General features: G+C 39.7%; 15 protein-coding genes and 14 tRNA genes. 17 read left to right on the forward strand and 12 right to left on the reverse strand.

The genetic code is table 11. The features are described 5' to 3' along the window. The first annotated feature begins 120 nt into the window (after positions 1 to 120). The 4 genes from rcsF to ACRWQM_RS11425 all read left to right on the forward strand — a co-directional run bounded on the left by rcsF (position 121) and on the right by ACRWQM_RS11425 (position 3,808). Positions 121 to 516, forward strand: a complete 396-nt coding sequence (gene rcsF / locus ACRWQM_RS11410; RefSeq protein ID WP_434928818.1) for an Rcs stress response system protein RcsF — start codon at positions 121 to 123, stop codon at positions 514 to 516. Between the two features lie 80 nt (positions 517 to 596). After that, entirely contained in the window at positions 597 to 1,328 is a 732-nt protein-coding gene (gene tsaA / locus ACRWQM_RS11415) for a tRNA (N6-threonylcarbamoyladenosine(37)-N6)-methyltransferase TrmO (protein ID WP_434928988.1), read from the forward strand. Positions 1,329 to 1,390: 62 nt separating this feature from the next. Continuing rightward, positions 1,391 to 1,954, forward strand: a complete 564-nt coding sequence (locus ACRWQM_RS11420) for an acyltransferase (RefSeq protein WP_434932030.1) — start codon at positions 1,391 to 1,393, stop codon at positions 1,952 to 1,954. A gap of 144 nt (positions 1,955 to 2,098) precedes the next feature. Next, complete coding sequence (locus ACRWQM_RS11425; RefSeq protein WP_434928817.1) at positions 2,099 to 3,808, forward strand: proline--tRNA ligase; 1,710 nt, start codon at positions 2,099 to 2,101, stop codon at positions 3,806 to 3,808. 59 nt (positions 3,809 to 3,867) lie between these two features. Here ACRWQM_RS11425 and ACRWQM_RS11430 read toward each other — a convergent pair whose 3' ends face one another. Together ACRWQM_RS11430 and ACRWQM_RS11435 are read right to left on the reverse strand one after the other, a co-directional pair. Then, positions 3,868 to 5,229 (reverse strand): sensor histidine kinase, encoded by a 1,362-nt coding sequence (locus tag ACRWQM_RS11430; RefSeq protein WP_434930075.1) that lies wholly within the window; start codon positions 5,227 to 5,229, stop codon positions 3,868 to 3,870. Between the two features lie 3 nt (positions 5,230 to 5,232). Beyond that, complete coding sequence (locus ACRWQM_RS11435) at positions 5,233 to 6,795, reverse strand: DUF3369 domain-containing protein (protein WP_434930076.1); 1,563 nt, start codon at positions 6,793 to 6,795, stop codon at positions 5,233 to 5,235. Positions 6,796 to 7,055: 260 nt separating this feature from the next. On the opposite strand from ACRWQM_RS11435, the gene ACRWQM_RS11440 reads away from it, so the two are divergent. Both ACRWQM_RS11440 and ACRWQM_RS11445 read left to right on the forward strand, forming a co-directional pair. Beyond that, positions 7,056 to 8,177, forward strand: a complete 1,122-nt coding sequence (locus ACRWQM_RS11440) for a patatin-like phospholipase family protein (protein ID WP_434928814.1) — start codon at positions 7,056 to 7,058, stop codon at positions 8,175 to 8,177. A 236-nt stretch (positions 8,178 to 8,413) separates the two neighbouring features. Next, a complete protein-coding gene (locus tag ACRWQM_RS11445; protein WP_226410363.1) occupies positions 8,414 to 8,572 on the forward strand; it encodes a small highly charged protein in 159 nt (52 codons plus the stop codon). Between the two features lie 247 nt (positions 8,573 to 8,819). On the opposite strand, the gene ACRWQM_RS11450 is transcribed toward ACRWQM_RS11445, so the two are convergent. Next, positions 8,820 to 10,214: a magnesium transporter gene (locus ACRWQM_RS11450; protein WP_434928813.1), complete on the reverse strand. Its 1,395-nt coding sequence runs from the start codon at positions 10,212 to 10,214 to the stop codon at positions 8,820 to 8,822. Positions 10,215 to 10,442: 228 nt separating this feature from the next. On the opposite strand from ACRWQM_RS11450, the gene ACRWQM_RS11455 reads away from it, so the two are divergent. Further along, on the forward strand, positions 10,443 to 10,928 hold the full coding sequence (locus ACRWQM_RS11455) for a glutathione peroxidase (RefSeq protein ID WP_434928812.1): 486 nt from the start codon (positions 10,443 to 10,445) through the stop codon (positions 10,926 to 10,928). 287 nt (positions 10,929 to 11,215) lie between these two features. Here ACRWQM_RS11455 and ACRWQM_RS11460 read toward each other — a convergent pair. The 9 genes from ACRWQM_RS11460 to gltX form a co-directional block, all read right to left on the reverse strand. Then, a tRNA-Glu gene (locus ACRWQM_RS11460) sits at positions 11,216 to 11,291 on the reverse strand. A gap of 92 nt (positions 11,292 to 11,383) precedes the next feature. Beyond that, positions 11,384 to 11,459 (reverse strand) — tRNA-Ala (locus ACRWQM_RS11465). A gap of 35 nt (positions 11,460 to 11,494) precedes the next feature. Next, a tRNA-Glu gene (locus ACRWQM_RS11470) sits at positions 11,495 to 11,570 on the reverse strand. Positions 11,571 to 11,699: 129 nt separating this feature from the next. Then, positions 11,700 to 11,775 (reverse strand) — tRNA-Glu (locus ACRWQM_RS11475). A gap of 129 nt (positions 11,776 to 11,904) precedes the next feature. After that, positions 11,905 to 11,980 (reverse strand) — tRNA-Glu (locus ACRWQM_RS11480). A 129-nt stretch (positions 11,981 to 12,109) separates the two neighbouring features. After that, positions 12,110 to 12,185, reverse strand: a tRNA-Glu gene (locus ACRWQM_RS11485). A 129-nt stretch (positions 12,186 to 12,314) separates the two neighbouring features. After that, a tRNA-Glu gene (locus ACRWQM_RS11490) sits at positions 12,315 to 12,390 on the reverse strand. Positions 12,391 to 12,666: 276 nt separating this feature from the next. Then, positions 12,667 to 12,742: transfer RNA gene (locus ACRWQM_RS11495), tRNA-Ala, on the reverse strand. Positions 12,743 to 12,845: 103 nt separating this feature from the next. Continuing rightward, on the reverse strand, positions 12,846 to 14,255 hold the full coding sequence (gene gltX / locus ACRWQM_RS11500) for a glutamate--tRNA ligase (RefSeq protein WP_434928811.1): 1,410 nt from the start codon (positions 14,253 to 14,255) through the stop codon (positions 12,846 to 12,848). 267 nt (positions 14,256 to 14,522) lie between these two features. Here gltX and ACRWQM_RS11505 point away from each other — a divergent pair. The 10 genes from ACRWQM_RS11505 (at position 14,523) to ACRWQM_RS11550 (ending at position 20,747) form a co-directional block, all read left to right on the forward strand. Next, a tRNA-Val gene (locus ACRWQM_RS11505) sits at positions 14,523 to 14,598 on the forward strand. Between the two features lie 42 nt (positions 14,599 to 14,640). Next, positions 14,641 to 14,716: transfer RNA gene (locus ACRWQM_RS11510), tRNA-Val, on the forward strand. A gap of 26 nt (positions 14,717 to 14,742) precedes the next feature. Then, positions 14,743 to 14,818, forward strand: a tRNA-Val gene (locus ACRWQM_RS11515). A gap of 42 nt (positions 14,819 to 14,860) precedes the next feature. After that, positions 14,861 to 14,936: transfer RNA gene (locus tag ACRWQM_RS11520), tRNA-Val, on the forward strand. A 28-nt stretch (positions 14,937 to 14,964) separates the two neighbouring features. Next, positions 14,965 to 15,040, forward strand: a tRNA-Val gene (locus ACRWQM_RS11525). A gap of 29 nt (positions 15,041 to 15,069) precedes the next feature. After that, positions 15,070 to 15,145: transfer RNA gene (locus tag ACRWQM_RS11530), tRNA-Val, on the forward strand. A gap of 495 nt (positions 15,146 to 15,640) precedes the next feature. Then, positions 15,641 to 16,666 (forward strand): TRAP transporter substrate-binding protein, encoded by a 1,026-nt coding sequence (locus ACRWQM_RS11535; RefSeq protein ID WP_434930077.1) that lies wholly within the window; start codon positions 15,641 to 15,643, stop codon positions 16,664 to 16,666. A gap of 73 nt (positions 16,667 to 16,739) precedes the next feature. Next, positions 16,740 to 17,402 (forward strand): TRAP transporter small permease, encoded by a 663-nt coding sequence (locus ACRWQM_RS11540; protein WP_434930078.1) that lies wholly within the window; start codon positions 16,740 to 16,742, stop codon positions 17,400 to 17,402. Beyond that, a complete protein-coding gene (locus ACRWQM_RS11545; RefSeq protein ID WP_434928808.1) occupies positions 17,402 to 18,799 on the forward strand; it encodes a TRAP transporter large permease in 1,398 nt (465 codons plus the stop codon). The genes ACRWQM_RS11540 and ACRWQM_RS11545 overlap by 1 nt, the downstream gene beginning before the upstream one ends. Before the next feature lie 142 nt (positions 18,800 to 18,941). Then, positions 18,942 to 20,747, forward strand: coding sequence for an ATP-binding protein (locus ACRWQM_RS11550; protein WP_434930079.1), 1,806 nt, complete (start codon positions 18,942 to 18,944; stop codon positions 20,745 to 20,747). Position 20,748: the final 1 nt, after the last annotated feature.

The following is a 20,748-nucleotide window of genomic DNA, read 5'->3' on the forward strand; positions in this document are numbered from 1 at the left end:
CAAGCATTAATAATAAACGCTTACTTCGGTAGGCGTTTTTTTTAAACAAATTAAAGTTTGCCTTTACCTCTAATAAAGAGAGAGTAAACTATAATTAAATTGAATTAAGTGAGCACATCTATGTTTTCGCCTATCCTTAAAGTGTTAACCCTTTCATCTTTTTCTTTATTATTAACAGCTTGTGCAGGTGACTATGCCTTTAACAGTAATCTTGATCCCAAAGCGATTAATGAATACTTTAAAGTGGGTGATGTCACTGTTTATGAAGAAAACAACCTACCAAAAGGCAATTATGCCATTATTGGTTTAGCTGAGGGTGAGGTTTGTCAGGAGCAATCAAACGATGCACCTGCATCGATTCAAGATGCGAGAACTGAAGCCCGTAAAAAAGCTGCAGATATGGGTGCCAATGGCATTATTATCAAACAATGCTTGATCATTGAAGAACAGGATAAAGCCTGTGTTAGTCGCAGTTTGTGTATTGGACAAGCCATTAAACACGAGCAAGAAAAATAATATTTTATTTTAGTCATTTTATCGCTGCAATATCAGACTTTATTATATTGCAGCTCCTTTTTATACCTAGTTGATAAGCCATCATGTTTACATCTCAAATTAGTGCAGTCGCAATTTGCCGAACCCCTTATAAACAAAAATTTGGTATTCCTCGCCAGCCTGGATTAGTTGATGTAAAAGGTTATATTGAACTTGCTCCAGCGTTAAATACTGTTGATGCAATTAGAGGAATTGAACAATATTCTCATCTATGGTTATTATTTTGTTTTCATGAAAATTTAGCTCAAGGCTGGAAAACAACCGTTCGTCCACCTCGTTTAGGTGGCAACGAAAAACTGGGTGTATTTGCGACACGTTCAACTTTTAGGCCAAACGGTATTGGACAGTCTGTGGTTAAATTACACGGCATTGTGAAACGAAAAGGCAAAGTGTGTCTTGAAATATCCGGCATGGATTTATTAGATGGCACGCCTATTATCGATATAAAACCTTATATTCCCTTTTCAGATGCCATTACAGACGCCAAGGGCGGTATAGCACAGGAGGCGCCTGAGTTAATAAAGGTTGTTTTTTCTGATAATGCGAGTGTTCAGTTATCAACACTTGCAGAAAATGAAAAATATGCTCAATTACAGCCGCTAATTAGTGCAGTATTAGCCCAAGACCCTAGGCCTGCTTACAAAAAAGCAAAAGAGGATCTCAAAATCTATCAAGTCGCCCTATATGACCTTGATATTTTGTGGCAGGTGATTGATAACCAAATTATCGTATTAATGTTAAAACCCACGTCTGTGGTTTTGCTTGATGAGTAAATGAGGACAGAACGTTGGCATTACTCGATTACCAAGAGCAGCAGAAAAAAAGACTGTCCTGGATGCCCTGGCTTTACTTCAATCTAAAACCCAAATTATTAGAGTGGGTAACGCCCTGGCAGCTGGATATTCAAACTAAATTAACTCAGCTTGAAACCATTAGCATTGGTCAGCAATGTTTTATTGCGCCTGAAGCAGAATTATTTGCAGAGCCTGGTCGAAATATTACTATCGGCAATAAATGTATGATTGCTGCTGACGTATTTATGCACGGCCCTATAAAGTTAGGCGATGAAGTGGCTATTAATCATAGTTGCAGTTTAGATGGTGGTCAGGCAGGTATTCATATTGGCTCACAAACTCGCATTGCAAATAATGTCACTGTGTATGCTTTTAATCATGGCATGTCACCCGACTCGCCTATTTATCAACAACCAACATCATCAAAAGGCATTATAATAGGTCAAGATGTATGGATTGGCGCTCAAGCGGGTTTGGTCGATGGTATCACCATAGGCGACAAAGCCATTATTGGGATGGGTAGCATTGTGACTAAAGACGTCGCCGCATACGCTATTGTGGCTGGCAATCCGGCTAAAGTGATTGGTGATAGACGTGATAAATAACCCTTATCTACCGCAAAACAATAATTCAATGTCTATATCCCAAGTTGTTAAAGTAACTTTACTCAATGACTAATAATCAGGTGACATAAACGCTTCAAGTGCTAAAATGACCTCCATTGATTTTTACTCATAATGGATACTGGAATGCGAGTTAGTAAGTACCTGCTTTCAACACAAAAAGAAACCCCTGCAAATGCAGAAGTCATTAGCCATCAGTTAATGCTACGTGCGGGTATGATCCGTCGTAATGCGTCAGGTTTATACAGCTGGTTGCCGTCAGGTTTACGAGTTCTTCGTAAAGTCGAAGGTATCGTGCGTGAAGAAATGAACAATGCAGGTGCTATAGAAATTCTTATGCCGTTAGTCCAACCTGCTGACTTATGGATGGAAACTGGCCGTTGGGAAAAATTTGGCCCGGAACTACTTCGCTTCCAAGACCGTCATAACCGTGATTTCGTATTAGGCCCAACTCACGAAGAAGTGATTACTGACTTAGTACGTAAAGAATTAAGTTCGTACAAACAGTTACCGATAAACCTCTATCAAATTCAAACCAAATTCCGTGATGAAGTTCGTCCACGTTTTGGTGTTATGCGTGCTCGTGAATTTTTAATGAAAGACGCTTACTCATTCCATTTAGATCAACAAACCATGGATGAAACTTATCAGTCCATGTATACCGCTTACAGCAATATTTTAAGCCGTATGGGATTAGAGTTCCGCCCTGTTCTTGCTGATACAGGCTCAATTGGTGGCAGTGTTTCGCATGAGTTTCATGTATTAGCGAACAGTGGCGAAGACTTAATTGCTTATTCTACTGGCAGTGATTATGCAGCGAACATAGAGAAAGCTGAATCGCCAATGCCGACGCTAACCCGTCAAGAACCGACTCAAGAGCTAAAGCCAGTCGATACACCGAATGCAAAAACTATTGCTGAGTTAGTTGAACAGTTTACCCTTGATATCACTAAAACGATTAAAACATTAATCGTTAAAGGCGCATCAGAAGACGCACCTTTAGTGGCATTAATTGTGCGAGGCGATCACGAACTCAATGAAATCAAAGCCGATAAACTTGAAGCTGTTGCATCACCTTTAGAGTTTGCCACTGAAGCTGAAATTCGAGCGGCTGTAGGTGCAGGACCAGGTTCTCTTGGCCCTGTAGGATTGAACATGCCAATTATTATCGATCACAGTGTGGCGGTATTAAGCGACTTTGCTGCTGGTGCAAACCAAGATGATAAGCATCTCTTTGGTATCAACTGGGAGCGTGACTTACCTTTAGCGGTAGCTGCCGATATTCGTAATGTGGTCGAAGGTGAAGCAACACCAGATGGTCTGGGCACCTATGCAATGGCACGTGGTATTGAAGTGGGTCATATTTTCCAATTAGGCACTAACTATTCAAAATCAATGAACGCGACTGTACTTGATGAAAATGGTAAAGCCCAAGTATTATTAATGGGATGTTATGGTGTAGGAGTTAGCCGTATAGTGGCTGCCGCTATTGAACAAAACCATGATGACCGCGGGATTATTTGGCCTGAATCAATTGCTCCATTCCAGGTAGGTATTTTACCGATGAATATGCATAAGTCTCATCGTGTTGCAGACATGGCTGAGAAGCTTTACGCTGACTTACAAGCTGCTGGCATAGAAGTACTGATGGATGACCGTAAAGAGCGCCCTGGAGTTATGTTTGCCGACATGGAGCTGATTGGGTTACCTCATGTTATCGTTATTGGTGATCGTAATATCGATGAAGGGGTATTTGAATATAAAAATCGCCGCACAGGTGAGAAGCAAAACATTCCATTCGATCAAATTATGACGTTCTTGTCCGCTGCAAAATAGTATTTAACCGACTGATTTAAATAATTTAACATATAGAAACGCACTTTAGAGTGCGTTTTTTATTTTGCCTTGATAAATATTTCAATTTCGAGACCTTTATTTAACTCTGACACAATATTTATTCGCCCACCTAATTTTTGAGTCACTAAATTATACACAATAGACATACCTAATCCGGTTCCCCCCAAATGCCTAGCAGTCGTAAAAAAAGGCTCAAACATTCTATCTTTAACTTCTTGGCTTAATCCTTTTCCATTATCTTTATAAAACATTTTAATTTCGTCACCGTAAACCTCTGCCCCTAAAATAATGGTTTTGTCACCGATAAAATCATCTGGGTAAGCATGGCGAAAACAATTCGATACTAGATTTGTAAATATTTGAGCAATTGCACCAGGATAAGACTCAACCATGATTTCTTCCGCTAATTGAATATCCAAATTAATATTCTGCTTGCGGGTTAGTGGTCTTAATGGCGTAGAAATTTGCCCTAAATATTCGGTTAAATTAAAGTATTCTTTCTCTAAAGTCAGTTGATCCGCTGCTGTTCGCTTAAAATTATGAACCAATTCTGCTGCACGGGATAAATTACGTTCGATAAGCAATAAACCATCACTCATAGTACTGATAAAATATTCAAACTCTTTCTCATCTAACTCACCAGCAGAAAATAATTTTTTAAGCTTATTCAGCTCATCAATACAATGACTGGTTGAAGTGACTGAAATCCCTAAAGGTGTATTGACCTCATGCGCCACACCGGCAACCAAATTACCAAGTGCTGCCAGTTTTTCACTTTCTATCAAACTGGCTTGAGTCGCTTTTAAGTGTGTTAAGGTTTGCTGCAATTCTTGGGTACGAGACGCGACTATAGTTTCTAATTTTGCGTTAAGTTCTTCTAGCTGCATTTGCTGGCTACGTACTGCATTTGCATTTACTGCCCGACCATATAAATCAGCTAATGCCGCAACAAAAACCTCTTCATCACGGCTCCATGACCTCATTTGGCCACGATGCTCACAGCATATAATCCCAATCATTTTACCTGCGTGGCGAATTGGACAATCTAACATTGACACAATCCCCTGAGGAATTAGATAAATATCGGTAAATTCAGATGTAGCAGAATGCTGAAAAGCATCATCAGCAGCAATCGTTCTTTCAGAATCTAACGCATGGAAGTAGCGAGGCAGTTGAGCGCGAGTTAACGTAATATTCTGTTGCTGTGATTCATTGTCTAATAACAAAAAACACACGATGGATTGCTTATCTTCCGATAGCAACCAAATACCCGCCCTTTCGACTTTAAGCCCTTGACAAACTGACGAAATAATAAGTTGAGAAGCACTATTTAAGTCGCCTTTATCAATCAACTCTGATTGGCTTACAGTAAATAACACTTTCTCAAGGGACGCATTCATGTCTTAATCTACTATTTCTGCGCAATCAGGCATATCACGTTGAATAGCAATAAACCTATCCATCAACTCTAGACTTGCCTCACACATTTTAGGGTCAAACTGCTTACCTGATTGCTCATTTAAATACCCGATAACCTTTTCAACTGGCCAAGCATCCTTATAGCTTCGTTTTGATAACAGTGCATCAATAACATCCACTATAGCCATGATACGTCCCTCTATCGGTGTTTGCTCGCCAACTAACCCTCTTGGATAACCTTGACCATCCCAACGCTCATGGTGAGTGTAAGCAATTCTAGCGCCCATTTTGGCAATAATGCGATTAGAAGCCGCTAATAAGTCATAACCCTTTTCTGCATGAGTTTTCATTATTTGCCATTCTTCGTCAGTTAATTTACCCGGTTTATGTAGAATGCTTTCCGGTATGCCGATTTTACCTACATCGTGCAAAGGTGCTGCGTAGCGAATTGTCTCGATAAAATCATTACTAAGTTTTAAGTGCTCGGCAAGTATTTCACTCATCAATGCAACTCTTCGAACGTGTGCACCAGTCTCTTTACTGCGCTGTTCGATCGCATCACCAATGATTAAAATAAGTTCTTTTTGTGTTTGTTGTACGTTTTCCTTACCGGCAAGGTTTTCAAAGGTGAGACTAACGTTAGCGGCAAATAACTCTAAAATTCTTACCTGCAAAGGTGACAGTGCAGCATTATGCTCTAGATATAATATACTGGTTACATCATTACCAAACTCGTAAAAACCAACATAAATATTATCGTGCACAACCGAGGTTTTTAATGCGATAGCCTCAATGATATATTCTTTAACATCACCAGGTAATGACTCAACACTGTCTATTTCACTGTAACTCACCAAACCACCGGTAGCTGCAAGTAAGTTCATTTGAGTGTCTTGATATAAGTCTTGATGATAACTGGTTAAATATAGTGCTGAACTGTCTAAACTAAGTAACTGTAAGGTTTGTTCTAATACCGCGCTACCAAAGTGATGCAGTGTACTACTACGGAGCACTGAGGAGGATGCTGAGATGACTTTCTCCATTCCACGCTGACTTTGCTCAATGGTTTTAATATCACGATATGAACGTAGTGAGGTATACACACACGATTTTAATTTTGCAGCTGTTAACTCGGTTTTCGCTTTATAATCATTAATATCAAAATCTCGAATCACTCTTTCTTCTGGAGCACTTCCTGGTTGGCCGGTTCTCAAAATAATACGGGTCGAATGATTATTTAATTCACCGCGAATACGCTGAATTAAATCAAGCCCTGCATGGTCGCTTTCCATTACTACGTCAACAAAAGCCAAAGCTATATCATGTTCATCACGAAATAAACTAAACCCTTCTTCACCGCTAAAACAGGAATAAAAAGCCAAACCACGCCCATCAAGATTAAACTGACTTAACGCAAACTTTGTTACATCGTGTATACCGGGTTCGTCATCAATAATAACGACTTTCCATGGCGGCAATTGGACTTTAGGCTTTAAAGTCGTATCCTCGCCTTTTGGCATATCTGCAGATTTTTTAAACAAAGCCAATGGCGTCTCCTTTAACTTTTTTCTAACTGTGTGTCACAAACACCAGAAAAATGCATTTTTATTTTTATTATCTATTAAGTTATCTACTAAGGTAATAGCTGATTAAACGCCCTCTTGTCAAAGAAAAGTTACTAAAAGGTTAAGTTTTGTTTTACCAAGGTGAATTTGAAATCAGCCAAAAAAACTTATCCGACTAGTGCAACAAGTTAAAACAAGACATACTCTTAGTTAATCTTTTCTAACCTAGGTGTAGTGATAAATTGTCAATTGGACTTGTACTTGGTGGTGGCGGTGCCCGCGCGGCATATCAAATTGGTGTATTAAAGGCTTTGGTGCAATTTTATCCTAGAAATAGTCATATCCCCTTTGATGTCATTTGTGGCACATCTGCAGGTGCTATTAATGCAACATCTTTAGCGACTCATGCCGCGTGCTTTCATTTAGGGGTAAAGAAATTAGATTGGGTATGGCGTCACTTTAAAACACAACAAGTTTATGAGTCTTCAGTAGGTGGCGTTGCGAAGCACTTATTAAAGATGGCTATTAAAGGTTTACAGAACGAAAAAGTGAATACCGATGCAGCAAGCTTGTTAAACAATCAACCATTGCGTGAGTTATTAAATAAACTAATAGACTTTGATCGTATTGAGAGAAATATACATTTAGGTGCATTGAAAGCGATCAGTGTCGATGCTTCTTGCTATAACAATTCGCTGTCATATAGTTTTTACCATGGCCATCACTCAATAGAGAACTGGAAGCGTGCCCGAAGGCAAGGGAAACGGAGCCAGTTAAACACTGATCATCTGCTTGCTAGCTCAGCCATTCCAATGGTGTTTCCTTCTATAAAATTAAACAGAGCTTTTTTCGGTGACGGTTCTGTTCATCAACTTTCGCCCTTGTCGAGCCCCATCCATTTAGGGGCACAGAAATTATTCGTGATTAATTTGGATAGTCCTCATAAACACAAAGATGTCCTACCAAGTCATCACCCAAAAACAGCGACAATTGCAGGACATTTATTAGATACTATATTTTCAGATACGTTAAATAGCGATCTTGAACGTCTACAAAGGGTAAATCACACTCTAGCTCTTATTTCTGATGAAGATAAAAATAAGCTAAATTTACGAAAAATAGACACATTAGTGATTAAACCAAGTGAAGACCTAGGTATGATAGCTGCAAAGTATTACCTAGAAATACCTATCGCAATCCGTTATTTACTCAAACTGTTTGGCATACATCAGCAATCAGATTCAAGTATTGTTTCTTACCTATTATTTGAAAAAGCTTATACAAGCGCACTTATTGATTTAGGTTACCAAGATGCTATGACTCAAATAGATGACATAAAAGCCTTTTTTGACATACCGGCATAATAAATAATACCAAAGGTAAACTTTTACATTGATATGTCTAATTTGATATACCTGGTATTGTCATATTTTATTCATCTTAATCTGATAACATTTTTTTAGGTTAGATTTATAACCTTAATATAGTCATACAAAATATTTCACCGGGTTGAACTAAAGATTTCGCTTTAGCTTTTAACAGACTTTAGGTAAAAGGGAGACTGTACTAATAGTAGTATAGTTTTATTGGATAGTTGAAAATGGCACACACATTTGAATTTGATGAAGATGATGCACCATGGGGTGACAACATCAAGGGAAAACAGAAATCTAAAAAGGTAAAGCAACGACGAAGAGATAATAAGCGTAGCTACTTTGATGATACTGCAATGGAGTTTGCACCTGCTAAATTAAAGTAATTTAATAAAAATTTAACAGTAATTAACCATCAAGTTTAAAAAGCAAGTTGCTATCAACTTGCTTTTTTATTTACTAGATAGCGTGATATAGATATGCATCAGTAAATCCACCATCTTAGAAATCTGAATGCTTTGTATTTTACCTCTAAATTCAATTTAGAAACCTTGGGTTTTAATCTAACAGGCATAAAAAAGGAGCCGGCGGCTCCTTTAAGTAACTTTTTGTAGACAAATATTAACAGATACTTTACAGATACAAGATTGTCGCTAAACCTAAAAAAGTAAAAAAACCTACAACGTCTGTCACTGTGGTTAAAATGACTGAGCCTGACAATGCCGCATCCTGGTTAAATCGTTGTAAAATCATTGGAACCATAACTCCGGCGATTGCAGCCATAGCCATATTGATTAAAATAGCACAGCCTATAATAACGCCCATCATGGGGTCATCAAACCACCACCCAGCAATCAAGCCAATAACAATGGCCCATAAAATACCATTCAAAGCACCAATACCTAGCTCATTCTTGAGCAGTGACACTACGTTACCTGCAGATATTTGCCCCATTGCCATGCCACGGATCATTAACGTTAATGACTGACTACCTGCTATGCCGCCCATAGAGGCAACAATAGGCATTAACACAGCTAAAGCAACCACTTGTGATAGTACATTCTCAAACAGGCCAATTGTTGCAGAGGCTAAAAACGCCGTTAATAAATTAATACCAAGCCATACAGCACGACGTCTAGCCCCTACAGTAATAGGTGCAAACAAATCGTCATCATCGTCCATACCAGCTGTAGCCATTAACTGTGACTCGTAATGTTCACGTACTAAGGCTGTTGCCGTTCTCAATGTCATACGACCAATTAAAATACCTTCATCATCAACCACAGGCAATTCTAACTCTCGGCTATGCTCAATGGTCTCAGCGGCTTCTAGTAAGGAAGAATCTGCTGATATCACCCGACTATCTTGCCAAATCAAACTAGAAAGTAAAACATCTACATCAGTTTTAAACACGTCATAGCGTCGAACTGTGCCAAGGTACTTATCATTTATATCAACTAGAAATAGATGATCATTACAATCTAAATCAATACGGCGGAAAAATCGCTGGCCTTGCGCCACTGTTGAATCAAGATTTAGTACCAACATTTGGTGATCAGCATAACGGCCAATCTCATTTTCATCATACTGGTCATAAAGTTCAAAGTGCTTTCGCTGACGCTCACCCATTTGCGCTAATGCGCGATCTGTAATGCTGTCAGGTAATGAGTCACTCCAATCAATCAGATCTTCTGGGCTTAGCTGCGAAAATATCAAATCCAGCTCTTCGTCTGGCATTTTCTTTAAAATGCCCAGACGAGGATCTGCACGCATTAAGTTTAAAACATCAACACGTTCTTCTGGCTCGACCTGTTGCCAACGGTCATAACGTTCATCTAACGGTAAAGATTCAAGTAAAATAGCGATAGTACCAGCTTCAGCACCATTGAGTATTTCACTAAAAACTTCTGCTTGTTCTTCACCTTCAGCTTCTGTCAGTTGCTGCACAGCTTGACTGACTTCTATTTGTGACTGTGTTGTAATCTCTTGCTCTGCTTCAGATATAAGTTCGTTCTTTACTTCATCCATAAGTCCGCCCCTTATCTTGTTCAGCGAATAATGCGCCGACTATATTCATATTTTTAGTGATAAGCAAATAGATAAATTGAATTGCGCGCAACTAAATTGACCGCTTCAAAATAAATCATTATAGTACAAATTAAACGACAAGGTTTTGAGGTCACTTATTTCAGTTTAACACGTATAACAACCTCATTATTCTCGTTATATTTGGAAAATTATTAACTGGAGCACGATATGAGTAAGGCAATTTATCAGTTTAATATCAAAGATATTCAAGGAACTGACATCAGTATGGACACTTTTAAAAATAAAGTGCTATTGATTGTTAATACAGCGAGTAAATGTGGTTTTACCCCTCAATATAAAGCGTTAGAGCAGCTATACCAACAATATAAAGATCAGGGTTTGGTGGTGATGGGGTTTCCGTGTAATCAATTTGGCAAACAAGAACAAGGAACTGAAACTGAAATAAGCCAATTTTGTGAGCTTAATTTTGGTGTGACATTTCCATTATTTAGTAAAATAGACGTAAATGGTGATGATGCTGCTCCGCTATACCAACACTTGAAGCAAGCTGCGAAAGGGCTTTTGGGGAGTCAGTCTATTAAATGGAATTTTACCAAGTTTTTAGTTGATACACAGGGTAATGTCATTGAGCGTTATGCACCAACAACAAAACCGGAAGATTTGTCACCAGTAATAGAAAAACTTTTAAAATAACTTTTCAATAACACTATAAATTTCAAATAAATAAATAGTTTGTGATAAAAACTTATATTTTTTAAAAAAAATTATACGTATTTTTGAACTTTTACATAAATGATGACTCAAACTTAATAACAGTGATATTTACTTTATTGTTCATCATCTCCCTGGGACTTCTAGCGCGGTCCCCTTGATCTCTAAGTAGATCGATAGGCAATCATTTGATTGCCTTTTTTTATGGCTCAAATTTAAATCCAACACAAAATATAAACATAAAAAAACCACCTTACGGTGGTTTAGTGTGGTATCCCATAGGGGATTCGAACCCCTGTTACCGCCGTGAAAGGGCGGTGTCCTAGGCCTCTAGACGAATGGGACGCCGAGATTTACTTATACTCAGTAAATAGAGTGAATACTCATTAATGCCTGTAGGCAAAACATTAATGCTATTTGTTGTTTCCAACAAAACTTGGTGGAGCTACACGGGATCGAACCGTGGACCTCTTCACTGCCAGCGAAGCGCTCTCCCAGCTGAGCTATAGCCCCCAATTTTAGTAAATAGACACCAAAATTTGAAAATATGGTATCCCATAGGGGATTCGAACCCCTGTTACCGCCGTGAAAGGGCGGTGTCCTAGGCCTCTAGACGAATGGGACACTGTTGATACCTTATACTCTGTATCGAGTGAATACTCATCGATGCCTGTAGGCTAAACATCAATGCTATTTAGATTTCTAAACCTTTTCGAAACAACCGCTTCGAATTATGTTCAACCATCTGAAATATGGTATCCCATAGGGGATTCGAACCCCTGTTACCGCCGTGAAAGGGCGGTGTCCTAGGCCTCTAGACGAATGGGACACTGTTGATACCTTATACTCTGTATCGAGTGAATACTCATCAATGTCTGTAGGCTAAACATCAATGCTATTTAGATTTCTAAACCTTTCCGAAACAACCGCTTCGAATTATGTTCAACCATCTGAAATATGGTATCCCATAGGGGATTCGAACCCCTGTTACCGCCGTGAAAGGGCGGTGTCCTAGGCCTCTAGACGAATGGGACACAGTTGATACGTTAGACTCTGTATCGAGTGAATACTCATCAATGTCTGTAGGCTAAACATCAATGCTATTTAGATTTCTAAACCTTTCCGAAACAACCGCTTCGAATTATGTTCAACCATCTGAAATATGGTATCCCATAGGGGATTCGAACCCCTGTTACCGCCGTGAAAGGGCGGTGTCCTAGGCCTCTAGACGAATGGGACACTGTTGATACGTTAGACTCTGTATCGAGTGAATACTCATCAATGACTGTAGGCTAATCATCAATGCTATTTAGATTTCTAAACCTTTCCGAAACAACCGCTTCGAATTATGTTCAACCATCTGAAATATGGTATCCCATAGGGGATTCGAACCCCTGTTACCGCCGTGAAAGGGCGGTGTCCTAGGCCTCTAGACGAATGGGACACTGTTGATACGTTAGACTCTGTATCGAGTGAATACTCATCAATGACTGTAGGCTAAACATCAATGCTATTTACCTATATCAAGTGCTAAACCCCTAAGGATTCGAACCCCTGTTACCGCCGACTCCTTATAAACCAAAGTAGGCGATGTCCTAAGCTCTATTTCTAGACGAATGGGACACTGTTGATACGTTATACTCTGTATCGAGTGAATACTCATTGATGTCTGTAGGCTAAACACCAGTGCTAACTTCTCATCGAGAATAATTCAAGTAAGTGGTGGAGCTACACGGGATCGAACCGTGGACCTCTTCACTGCCAGCGAAGCGCTCTCCCAGCTGAGCTATAACCCCTCTTACTTAAAACACAATTAGGTACACTGCCAGAAATTACTGAGCCTTGTCTCAACTGCGAGGCGCATTCTATGCAGCATACCTTAATGTGTCAACTCGTTTTTTAGGAATTTATTCTATCTGCTACAAAATCAATCGCTTTGGATATTCTTTCAACAGATCTGTCTTTTCCAATCAAAAACAAGGTTAAGTCTAAAGCTGGTGACTGCCCTGCCCCAGTTACAGCAACGCGAAGCGGCATACCGACTTTACCCATACCAACATCTAATTCTACCGCTGTCGCCTCAATCACTGCATGTAATGATTCCACAGACCAATCAGTTAAAGCTTCTAACTTTGCTTTAACAAGCGTTAATGGCTCAAGTGCCACCCCACGAAGATGCTTCTTCGCTTGTGTTTCATCAAACTCAGCAAAATCTTCATAAAAATAACGGCTAGATGCTGCAAGTTCTTTTAGAGTTTTAGCACGTTCAGAAAGCGCTACAACTAATTCGGCTAATGCAGGTCCATTGCTAGTATCTATTTTTTGATCATCCATATGCCACTCTAAATGAGATGCAACATATTCAGGCGCTAATGATTTAATATAATGTTGATTTAACCAATTCAACTTATCAGTATTAAAGGCTGAAGCCGCTTTATTAATATCATCTAACTTGAAGAAGCTAATCATCTCTTCCATAGAGAACACTTCTTGATCACCGTGAGACCAACCTAAACGAACTAAATAGTTAAGTAGCGCTTCAGGCAAATATCCATCATCACGATATTGCATAACGCCAACGGCACCATGACGTTTAGAGAGTTTGGCACCATCATCACCTAGAATCATCGATACATGGGCATATTCTGGAATAGGCGCGCCAAGCGCTTTTAGGATATTAATTTGGCGTGGGGTATTATTAATATGATCTTCACCGCGCACCACGCAAGTGATCCCCATATCCCAATCATCAACTACTACGCAGAAATTATACGTTGGTACGCCGTCTGTACGCTTAATAATTAAGTCATCAAGCATGCTATTTGATATTTCAATGCGACCGCGAACATGGTCATCAAAAACGACACTGCCTTCTACAGGGTTTTTAAAACGAACAACAAATGGCTCGTCAGTGTCACGCGGCGCTAGATCACGACAACAACCATCATATTTTTGTTGTTCGCCATTTGCAGCTTGTTCTTCACGCAATGACTCAATTCTTTCTCTAGAACAGTAACACTTATAAGCGGTGCCGCTTTCTAACATTTGCCCGATAATTTCGTTGTAACGGTCAAAACGTTTAGTTTGATAATATGGGCCTTCATTCCAATTTAATCCCAACCAGTTCATACCATCTAAGATTGCATCGCATGCTTCTTGGGTAGAACGTTCAATATCAGTGTCTTCTATACGTAAAACAAATTCACCGTTATTCGCTTTAGCATGTAACCATGAATAAAGTGCAGTACGTGCACCACCAACGTGTAAGAAACCTGTAGGGCTTGGAGCAAAGCGAGTCTTAGTTGTCATAATCGGACACTAACCTATATAAAGAAGTCTGTATAAACTATACCCTGCACCAAGCAGAGTATAAAAATGTGGCCAACATTCTAACAGCCTACGCGTTAGGTTGAAATGCCCGTGCATCGAATCAAGATGCTATTTTACTTAAAAGCCAAAACCAGCTTGCTTAACAAAACGCCAAACGGCACAAAAATAGCACTATCGTGATATTTTTATCGAAAAATCGTTGACAGCTAATCCTTGCTCCCTATAATACCGACCCACACAGCATGAGGTCGCTTAGCTCAGCTGGGAGAGCACCTCCCTTACAAGGAGGGGGTCACTGGTTCGAGCCCAGTAGCGACCACCATAATTTCATTGAAGAAATTATCTGTTGTTGATTATATTCCCAGGTCGCTTAGCTCAGCTGGGAGAGCACCTCCCTTACAAGGAGGGGGTCACTGGTTCGAGCCCAGTAGCGACCACCATATAATTAACAAGTGTAGAGTCCCCAGGTCGCTTAGCTCAGCTGGGAGAGCACCTCCCTTACAAGGAGGGGGTCACTGGTTCGAGCCCAGTAGCGACCACCATTTATTTGGACTCACAGTTTTATAATTAGTTACATTATCCCAGGTCGCTTAGCTCAGCTGGGAGAGCACCTCCCTTACAAGGAGGGGGTCACTGGTTCGAGCCCAGTAGCGACCACCATAATGTACTGATGTTGCAAGATATCCCAGGTCGCTTAGCTCAGCTGGGAGAGCACCTCCCTTACAAGGAGGGGGTCACTGGTTCGAGCCCAGTAGCGACCACCATTATCTTCAAAATGTTTTAATTTATCCCAGGTCGCTTAGCTCAGCTGGGAGAGCACCTCCCTTACAAGGAGGGGGTCACTGGTTCGAGCCCAGTAGCGACCACCATAAATCTGCTTTAAAAAACAAACTCATCAATTTCAAACTAGAACTGTTTTAATAAACTCCCTCACCATAAAATAACGTTAAAAATTATAACTTCCTCTTAATAATATTCTTTTTATAGAATCATGTTAATCTCATTCAATTTACTCCAAACCTAAATCATCTTTTTAAAAAATCCCATCTGCTTTTTTGAATATTTATTTCAGTATTTTCATCATCAATGGCTTAATTGTTAACTTTATGATCAAATGCTATCAATGTGTGAAATCCCACCCATTGATACTATTAAGATGTCCCTCATATCACCCCCGTTAAATATTAAAAACATTAAAAAACAAATTTAACCATAAAAAACAACAGTATAATCACAACCCCCCAAACTGGCACTTCTTTTGCTTACTACCTTATACACCTCTGGGACGCTGGCTATATCCCGACTGCTTTATCTATTGCAGTAAAGAGACAAAACGATAATAAACAAGTAAAGGAAGCCATAACATGTCTAAATCAACTACTAGTAACCCTGTATGGAAGTCAATAAAGTCTGCAGCAAAACTCACTGCAATTGCATCTGTTTTAGCCTCTAGCTTTAATGTATTTGCTGAGCCTATAGAAATTAAGTTTTCTCATGTGGTCGCAGAAAATACTCCTAAGGGCCAAATGGCACTTAAATTTAAAGAGTTAGTTGAGCAACGTTTACCCGGAGAATATACCGTCAGCGTATTTCCAAGTTCGCAGTTATTTGGGGACAACAATGAACTCGCGGCATTATTATTAAACGATGTGCAAATTGTTGCACCATCACTTTCGAAGTTTGAGCGCTACACAAAAAAACTTCAGGTGTTTGATCTTCCATTCTTATTCGAAGATATGGCTGCGGTCGACCGTTTTCAACAATCTGAAGAGGGCCAGAAACTACTTAATTCAATGAACCGCAAAGGTCTTGTCGGTTTAGGGTATTTGCATAATGGTATGAAGCAATTTTCAGCCCATGCGCCACTTTCAACACCGGGTGAAGCCAATGGCAAAAAATTCCGCATTATGGCCTCTGACGTTATTGCGGCACAATTTGATGCCGTAAAAGCAATTCCAGTTAAAAAGCCATTCTCAGAAGTGTTTACCCTTTTACAAACCCGCGCTATTGATGGGCAGGAAAACACTTGGTCAAATATTTACTCAATGAAGTTTTATGAGGTGCAAAGCCACATCACAGAAAGTAATCACGGTGTATTAGATTACATGTTAGTGACATCAAACACCTTTTGGAAAAATTTACCTAAAGACAAACGCGACATTATCAAAAAATCACTCGACGAAGCCATTGTATTAGGCAATCAAATTGCCGCGGCTAAAGAAGGCGAAGATAAACAGGCTATTTTGGATTCAAAACGTTCTGAACTGGTGTCATTAACTGCTGTACAACGCCAACAATGGGTTGATGCCATGAAGCCTGTATGGACTAAGTTTGAGTCTCAAATCGGTAAAGACGTCATTGAAGCTGCTCAGGCCGCAAACAAGCAATAAGGTTCTCTTGGGTTGTTATCTAAAGTTATCACAGGATAACAACCCTCTTTTCATTAACATTTAGGAGAACAAAGTGATTTCAAATTTACTCAATAAATTCGAAGAAGGGTTTTTAAACCTATTGATCTCACTGATGACCTTATTGGTATTTGGCGAAGTTATCGCACGTTTTTTCTTTAATACCGGTTTTCTGTGGATACAAGAACTGACCCTAACCCTGTGTGGATGGTTTGTATTATTTGGCATGTCTTATGGCGTAAAAGTAGGGGCACATATTGGTGTTGATGCTTTTGTCACAACACTTTCGCCAGCACCCAAAAAGCTAGTTGCATTATTAGCCTGTTCATTGTGCGTTATCTATTGTGGTTTATTTCTTAAAGGTAGCTGGGATTATTTGAGCCAAATGTACCAAATTGGACTCCCGATGGAAGATATCGACTTTCCAGCATTCCTGGTTCATCAACTCGATCCTGATTTTGCCTGGGATGTATTAAAAATCGATCTTGAAGATGAGGGTGCGGTACCCGTTTGGATGTCTCAAAGCATTTTAATTATCGGTTTTTTAATGCTGACCTGGCGGTTTGTACAATTATTTATCGCCATATTAACCGGTAAAGCAGATGGATTTAAATTAGCAGATGAAGCGAAAGACAGCATGCATTTAATTGATGAAGCTGCACTAGCAAGTGCGATTAATTCAACAACATCAACAGAAAAAAATAAGGACGTAAAATAATGACTATCGCGACCTTATTTATCACACTCCTTGTGTGCATGTTAATTGGTATGCCTATCGCTATTGCGTTAGGGTTTTCAAGCGTATTGACTATTTTATTGTTTTCAAATGACTCTTTGGCCTCAATTGCATTGAAGCTTTATGAATCAACCTCTGAGCATTACACCTTACTGGCTATTCCCTTCTTCATATTGTCATCAGCTTTTTTGTCTACTGGCGGGGTGGCACGCAGAATTATTGATTTTGCCATGGACAGTGTCGGCCATATTCGCGGTGGTTTAGCAATGGCCTCAGTAATGGCCTGCATGCTATTTGCAGCAGTATCAGGCTCGTCACCTGCCACCGTTGCAGCAATCGGCTCAATTGTCATTATAGGTATGGTTCGCGCTGGTTATCCCGAAAAATTTGCCGCTGGGGTGATTACGACTTCAGGGACATTAGGCATTTTAATTCCACCCTCGATTGTAATGCTAGTTTATGCCGCAGCAACGGAAGTGTCGGCTGCTAGAATGTTTATGGCGGGTTTAATACCTGGTTTGATGATGGGGTGTATTTTAATGCTGGCAATTTATATTGTCGCCAGAATTAAAAATCTCCCATCTCGCCCTTTTCCAGGCGTTAAAGCCTTATCTATATCAAGCGCAAAAGCCATGGGCGGTTTAGCACTCATTATTATCGTGCTGGGTTCGATTTATGGTGGAGTTGCCAGCCCAACTGAAGCTGCAGCTGTAGCCTGTGTTTATGCCTATTTTATTGCGGTATTTGGATATCGTGATATTGGTCCATTGAAAAATGTGGCCTGGCGTAATCAGCAGGAATCTATTGTCGGCGCTGGCGTACGTAATATTCTGCAAATGTTGCTAGCGGTGATTAAAACCCCAACCGATAAAGATATTCGACATGTGGTTCGCGATGGCGCAAAAGTCAGTATTATGTTGTTGTTTATTATTGCCAATGCCATGTTATTTGCCCATGTACTCACCACTGAGCGTATTCCGCATATTATTGCTGAAACAATTGTCGGGTTTGGGTTACCAGCCTGGGGCTTCTTAATCATAGTTAATTTGTTGTTGCTAGCAGCCGGTAACTTTATGGAGCCTTCAGCAATTTTATTAATTATGGCACCCATTTTGTTCCCAATTGCAACGCAGCTAGGTATCGACCCTATTCACTTAGGGATCATCATGGTAGTCAACATGGAGATAGGCATGCTAACGCCGCCGGTGGGGCTCAATCTATTTGTTACCGCAGGGATTACGGGTAAAAGTATGGGCTGGGTGATCCAATCATGCTTGCCTTGGTTGTTGTTATTGTTAGGGTTTTTAATGCTAATAACCTATGTGCCGCAAATATCACTGTTTCTACCTGAGTATATTGATAAATTGAATGGCTATTAACTTGATTAATTAGCCCAAATAGACCAGCCTTAAGACTCAATATCCGTTGTTAATAACCAGCAACGGATATTTTCTCGTTTATGGTTTTATCGCATTCGTCGTCAGATTAGCCATCTAATTAAGCATTCCTATAAGAGTATTTATGGTTATCACCCGCACACAAATCAAACATAAAATATGGTTAAGTATCGCCCTTATTATAGGGCTTATTCTGACTCTATATATCAGTCAATGGTATTGGCTAGACAAGGGTGTCAATAATATTGCCCAGCAATCAGAAAAACAAATTAATGAGCTCGTGCTATTTATCGATCAACAATTAGCTCAGTTTGAAATTATTCCAGAAGTGATTGCGACAAACCCAATACTGCAAGAAGGTTTATTAGCCCCAAAAAATCCCAAAAAAATGGCTGAGTTAAATGCTTATCTATCAGAATTACAGAAAGTCACAGAATCATCCGATATTTATCTCACAGATTCTTTGGGTATAGCTATTGCCGCCAGTAATTGGGATCAACCTAGACCATTTATCAATCAAGATTATTCATACCGACCCTATTTTATCGCAGCACGCTCTGGACGCGCTGGGCGCTACTATGCTGTAGGGGTATCATCAGACAAACGCGGATTTTATTTCTCTAACCCCGTTTACCACAATGGCCAAGTTCTGGGCGTAATAGTGGTTAAAGTTGATATTGGTGTTATTGAGCAGCAAAGTACTGGCATAGCTATTGCTGGCCAATATGAGTTTTTGATTAGTGACCCTGATGACATTGTCTTTTTATCCAGTATTAATCATTGGCGATTTAACTCATTAACCCCTTTATCGCAATCTAAACGATTTGCCCTTAACAATGCCAAACGTTATGCAAACCGTCCAATCAGTGAATTATCTATTTATCCCGACTATAAAGTAAATTCTGCAACTGATTTAAATACCTACAAGATAACGTCCAGTAAGGGGAGTGAAACATTTTTAGAAAAAAAACAGTTAATGCCAAACGCAAATTGGACATTGCACATATTAGCCCCTATGTCCCCTTTATATAAATCACTACCCGCTATTATGTTGCTGGCGGCCAGCCTGTATTTATTAATCGTACTATTTATTTTGTACACCATTGAGAGACGCAAAAACCTACTGCGTATGCACCATGCTCAGAATCAGCTTGAACAAAGGGTCAAAGCACGTACTCTAGAATTAGAAAAAGCCAATACCCAGCTTAAGGACACTCAAGATGAATTAATTCAAGCAGCCAAACTAACGGTTATAGGCAGTTTATCTGCCAGTATTAACCATGAGCTCAATCAACCATTAGCCGCTTTAAGAAGTTATGCTCAAAACACCCAAACCTTCCTAGGTCGAGAGATGTACGATGATGCTAAAAACAATCTAAAAATTATGATTGAGCTCACAGATCGTTTAGCCGATATCATCGCACAATTTAAAAGTTTCACCCGTAAATCCCAAGGCAAAGATAACGCCATCGAAATTCAACAGGCCATTGAACAAGCACTGACTATTGTACAACCTGAAATTGATAAGCAAGGCGTACAATTATCTAAATCATTACCTACTGGGAAATGCCAAATTTGGGGTGATACGATCAGATTACAACAGGTATTAGTTAACATTATCAGCAATGCAATTGTTGCCATGCACCAAAGCAGCCAAAAAAATTTAGCTATTAGTGTTAGCAAGAAAAGTGACAGTAATACACTCATCATTAGTATTCAAGACACGGGACCAGGCGTGAGAGAAAGCCAGATGAGTAAAATATTTGAGCCCTACTTCACCACTAATGAACGCCAAGGATTAGGCTTAGGCCTATCCATTTCTCAGCGAATTATTGAGTCGATGCAAGGTCAAATTACAGTAGAAAATTGCGCTAAGGGCGGTGCTATTTTTAAACTTTCACTACCGATTTATTTACACGAAGGTAACTAAA

Origin of the sequence: Shewanella sp. HL-SH5, from assembly GCF_051163755.1 — a bacterium.
Lineage (GTDB): Bacteria > Pseudomonadota > Gammaproteobacteria > Enterobacterales > Shewanellaceae > Shewanella > Shewanella glacialimarina.

Bases quoted from the DNA above. Each gene is read 5' to 3' on its own strand.
- rcsF (WP_434928818.1), top strand. From the start codon at position 121: ATGTTTTCGCCTATCCTTAAAGTGTTAACCCTTTCATCTTTTTCTTTA.
- ACRWQM_RS11420 (WP_434932030.1), top strand. From the start codon at position 1,391: ATGCCCTGGCTTTACTTCAATCTAAAACCCAAATTATTAGAGTGGGTA.
- ACRWQM_RS11425 (WP_434928817.1), top strand. From the start codon at position 2,099: ATGCGAGTTAGTAAGTACCTGCTTTCAACACAAAAAGAAACCCCTGCA.
- ACRWQM_RS11430 (WP_434930075.1), bottom strand. From the start codon at position 5,229: ATGAATGCGTCCCTTGAGAAAGTGTTATTTACTGTAAGCCAATCAGAG.
- ACRWQM_RS11445 (WP_226410363.1), top strand. From the start codon at position 8,414: ATGGCACACACATTTGAATTTGATGAAGATGATGCACCATGGGGTGAC.
- ACRWQM_RS11450 (WP_434928813.1), bottom strand. From the start codon at position 10,214: ATGGATGAAGTAAAGAACGAACTTATATCTGAAGCAGAGCAAGAGATT.
- ACRWQM_RS11455 (WP_434928812.1), top strand. From the start codon at position 10,443: ATGAGTAAGGCAATTTATCAGTTTAATATCAAAGATATTCAAGGAACT.
- gltX (WP_434928811.1), bottom strand. From the start codon at position 14,255: ATGACAACTAAGACTCGCTTTGCTCCAAGCCCTACAGGTTTCTTACAC.
- ACRWQM_RS11535 (WP_434930077.1), top strand. From the start codon at position 15,641: ATGTCTAAATCAACTACTAGTAACCCTGTATGGAAGTCAATAAAGTCT.
- ACRWQM_RS11545 (WP_434928808.1), top strand. From the start codon at position 17,402: ATGACTATCGCGACCTTATTTATCACACTCCTTGTGTGCATGTTAATT.
- ACRWQM_RS11550 (WP_434930079.1), top strand. From the start codon at position 18,942: ATGGTTATCACCCGCACACAAATCAAACATAAAATATGGTTAAGTATC.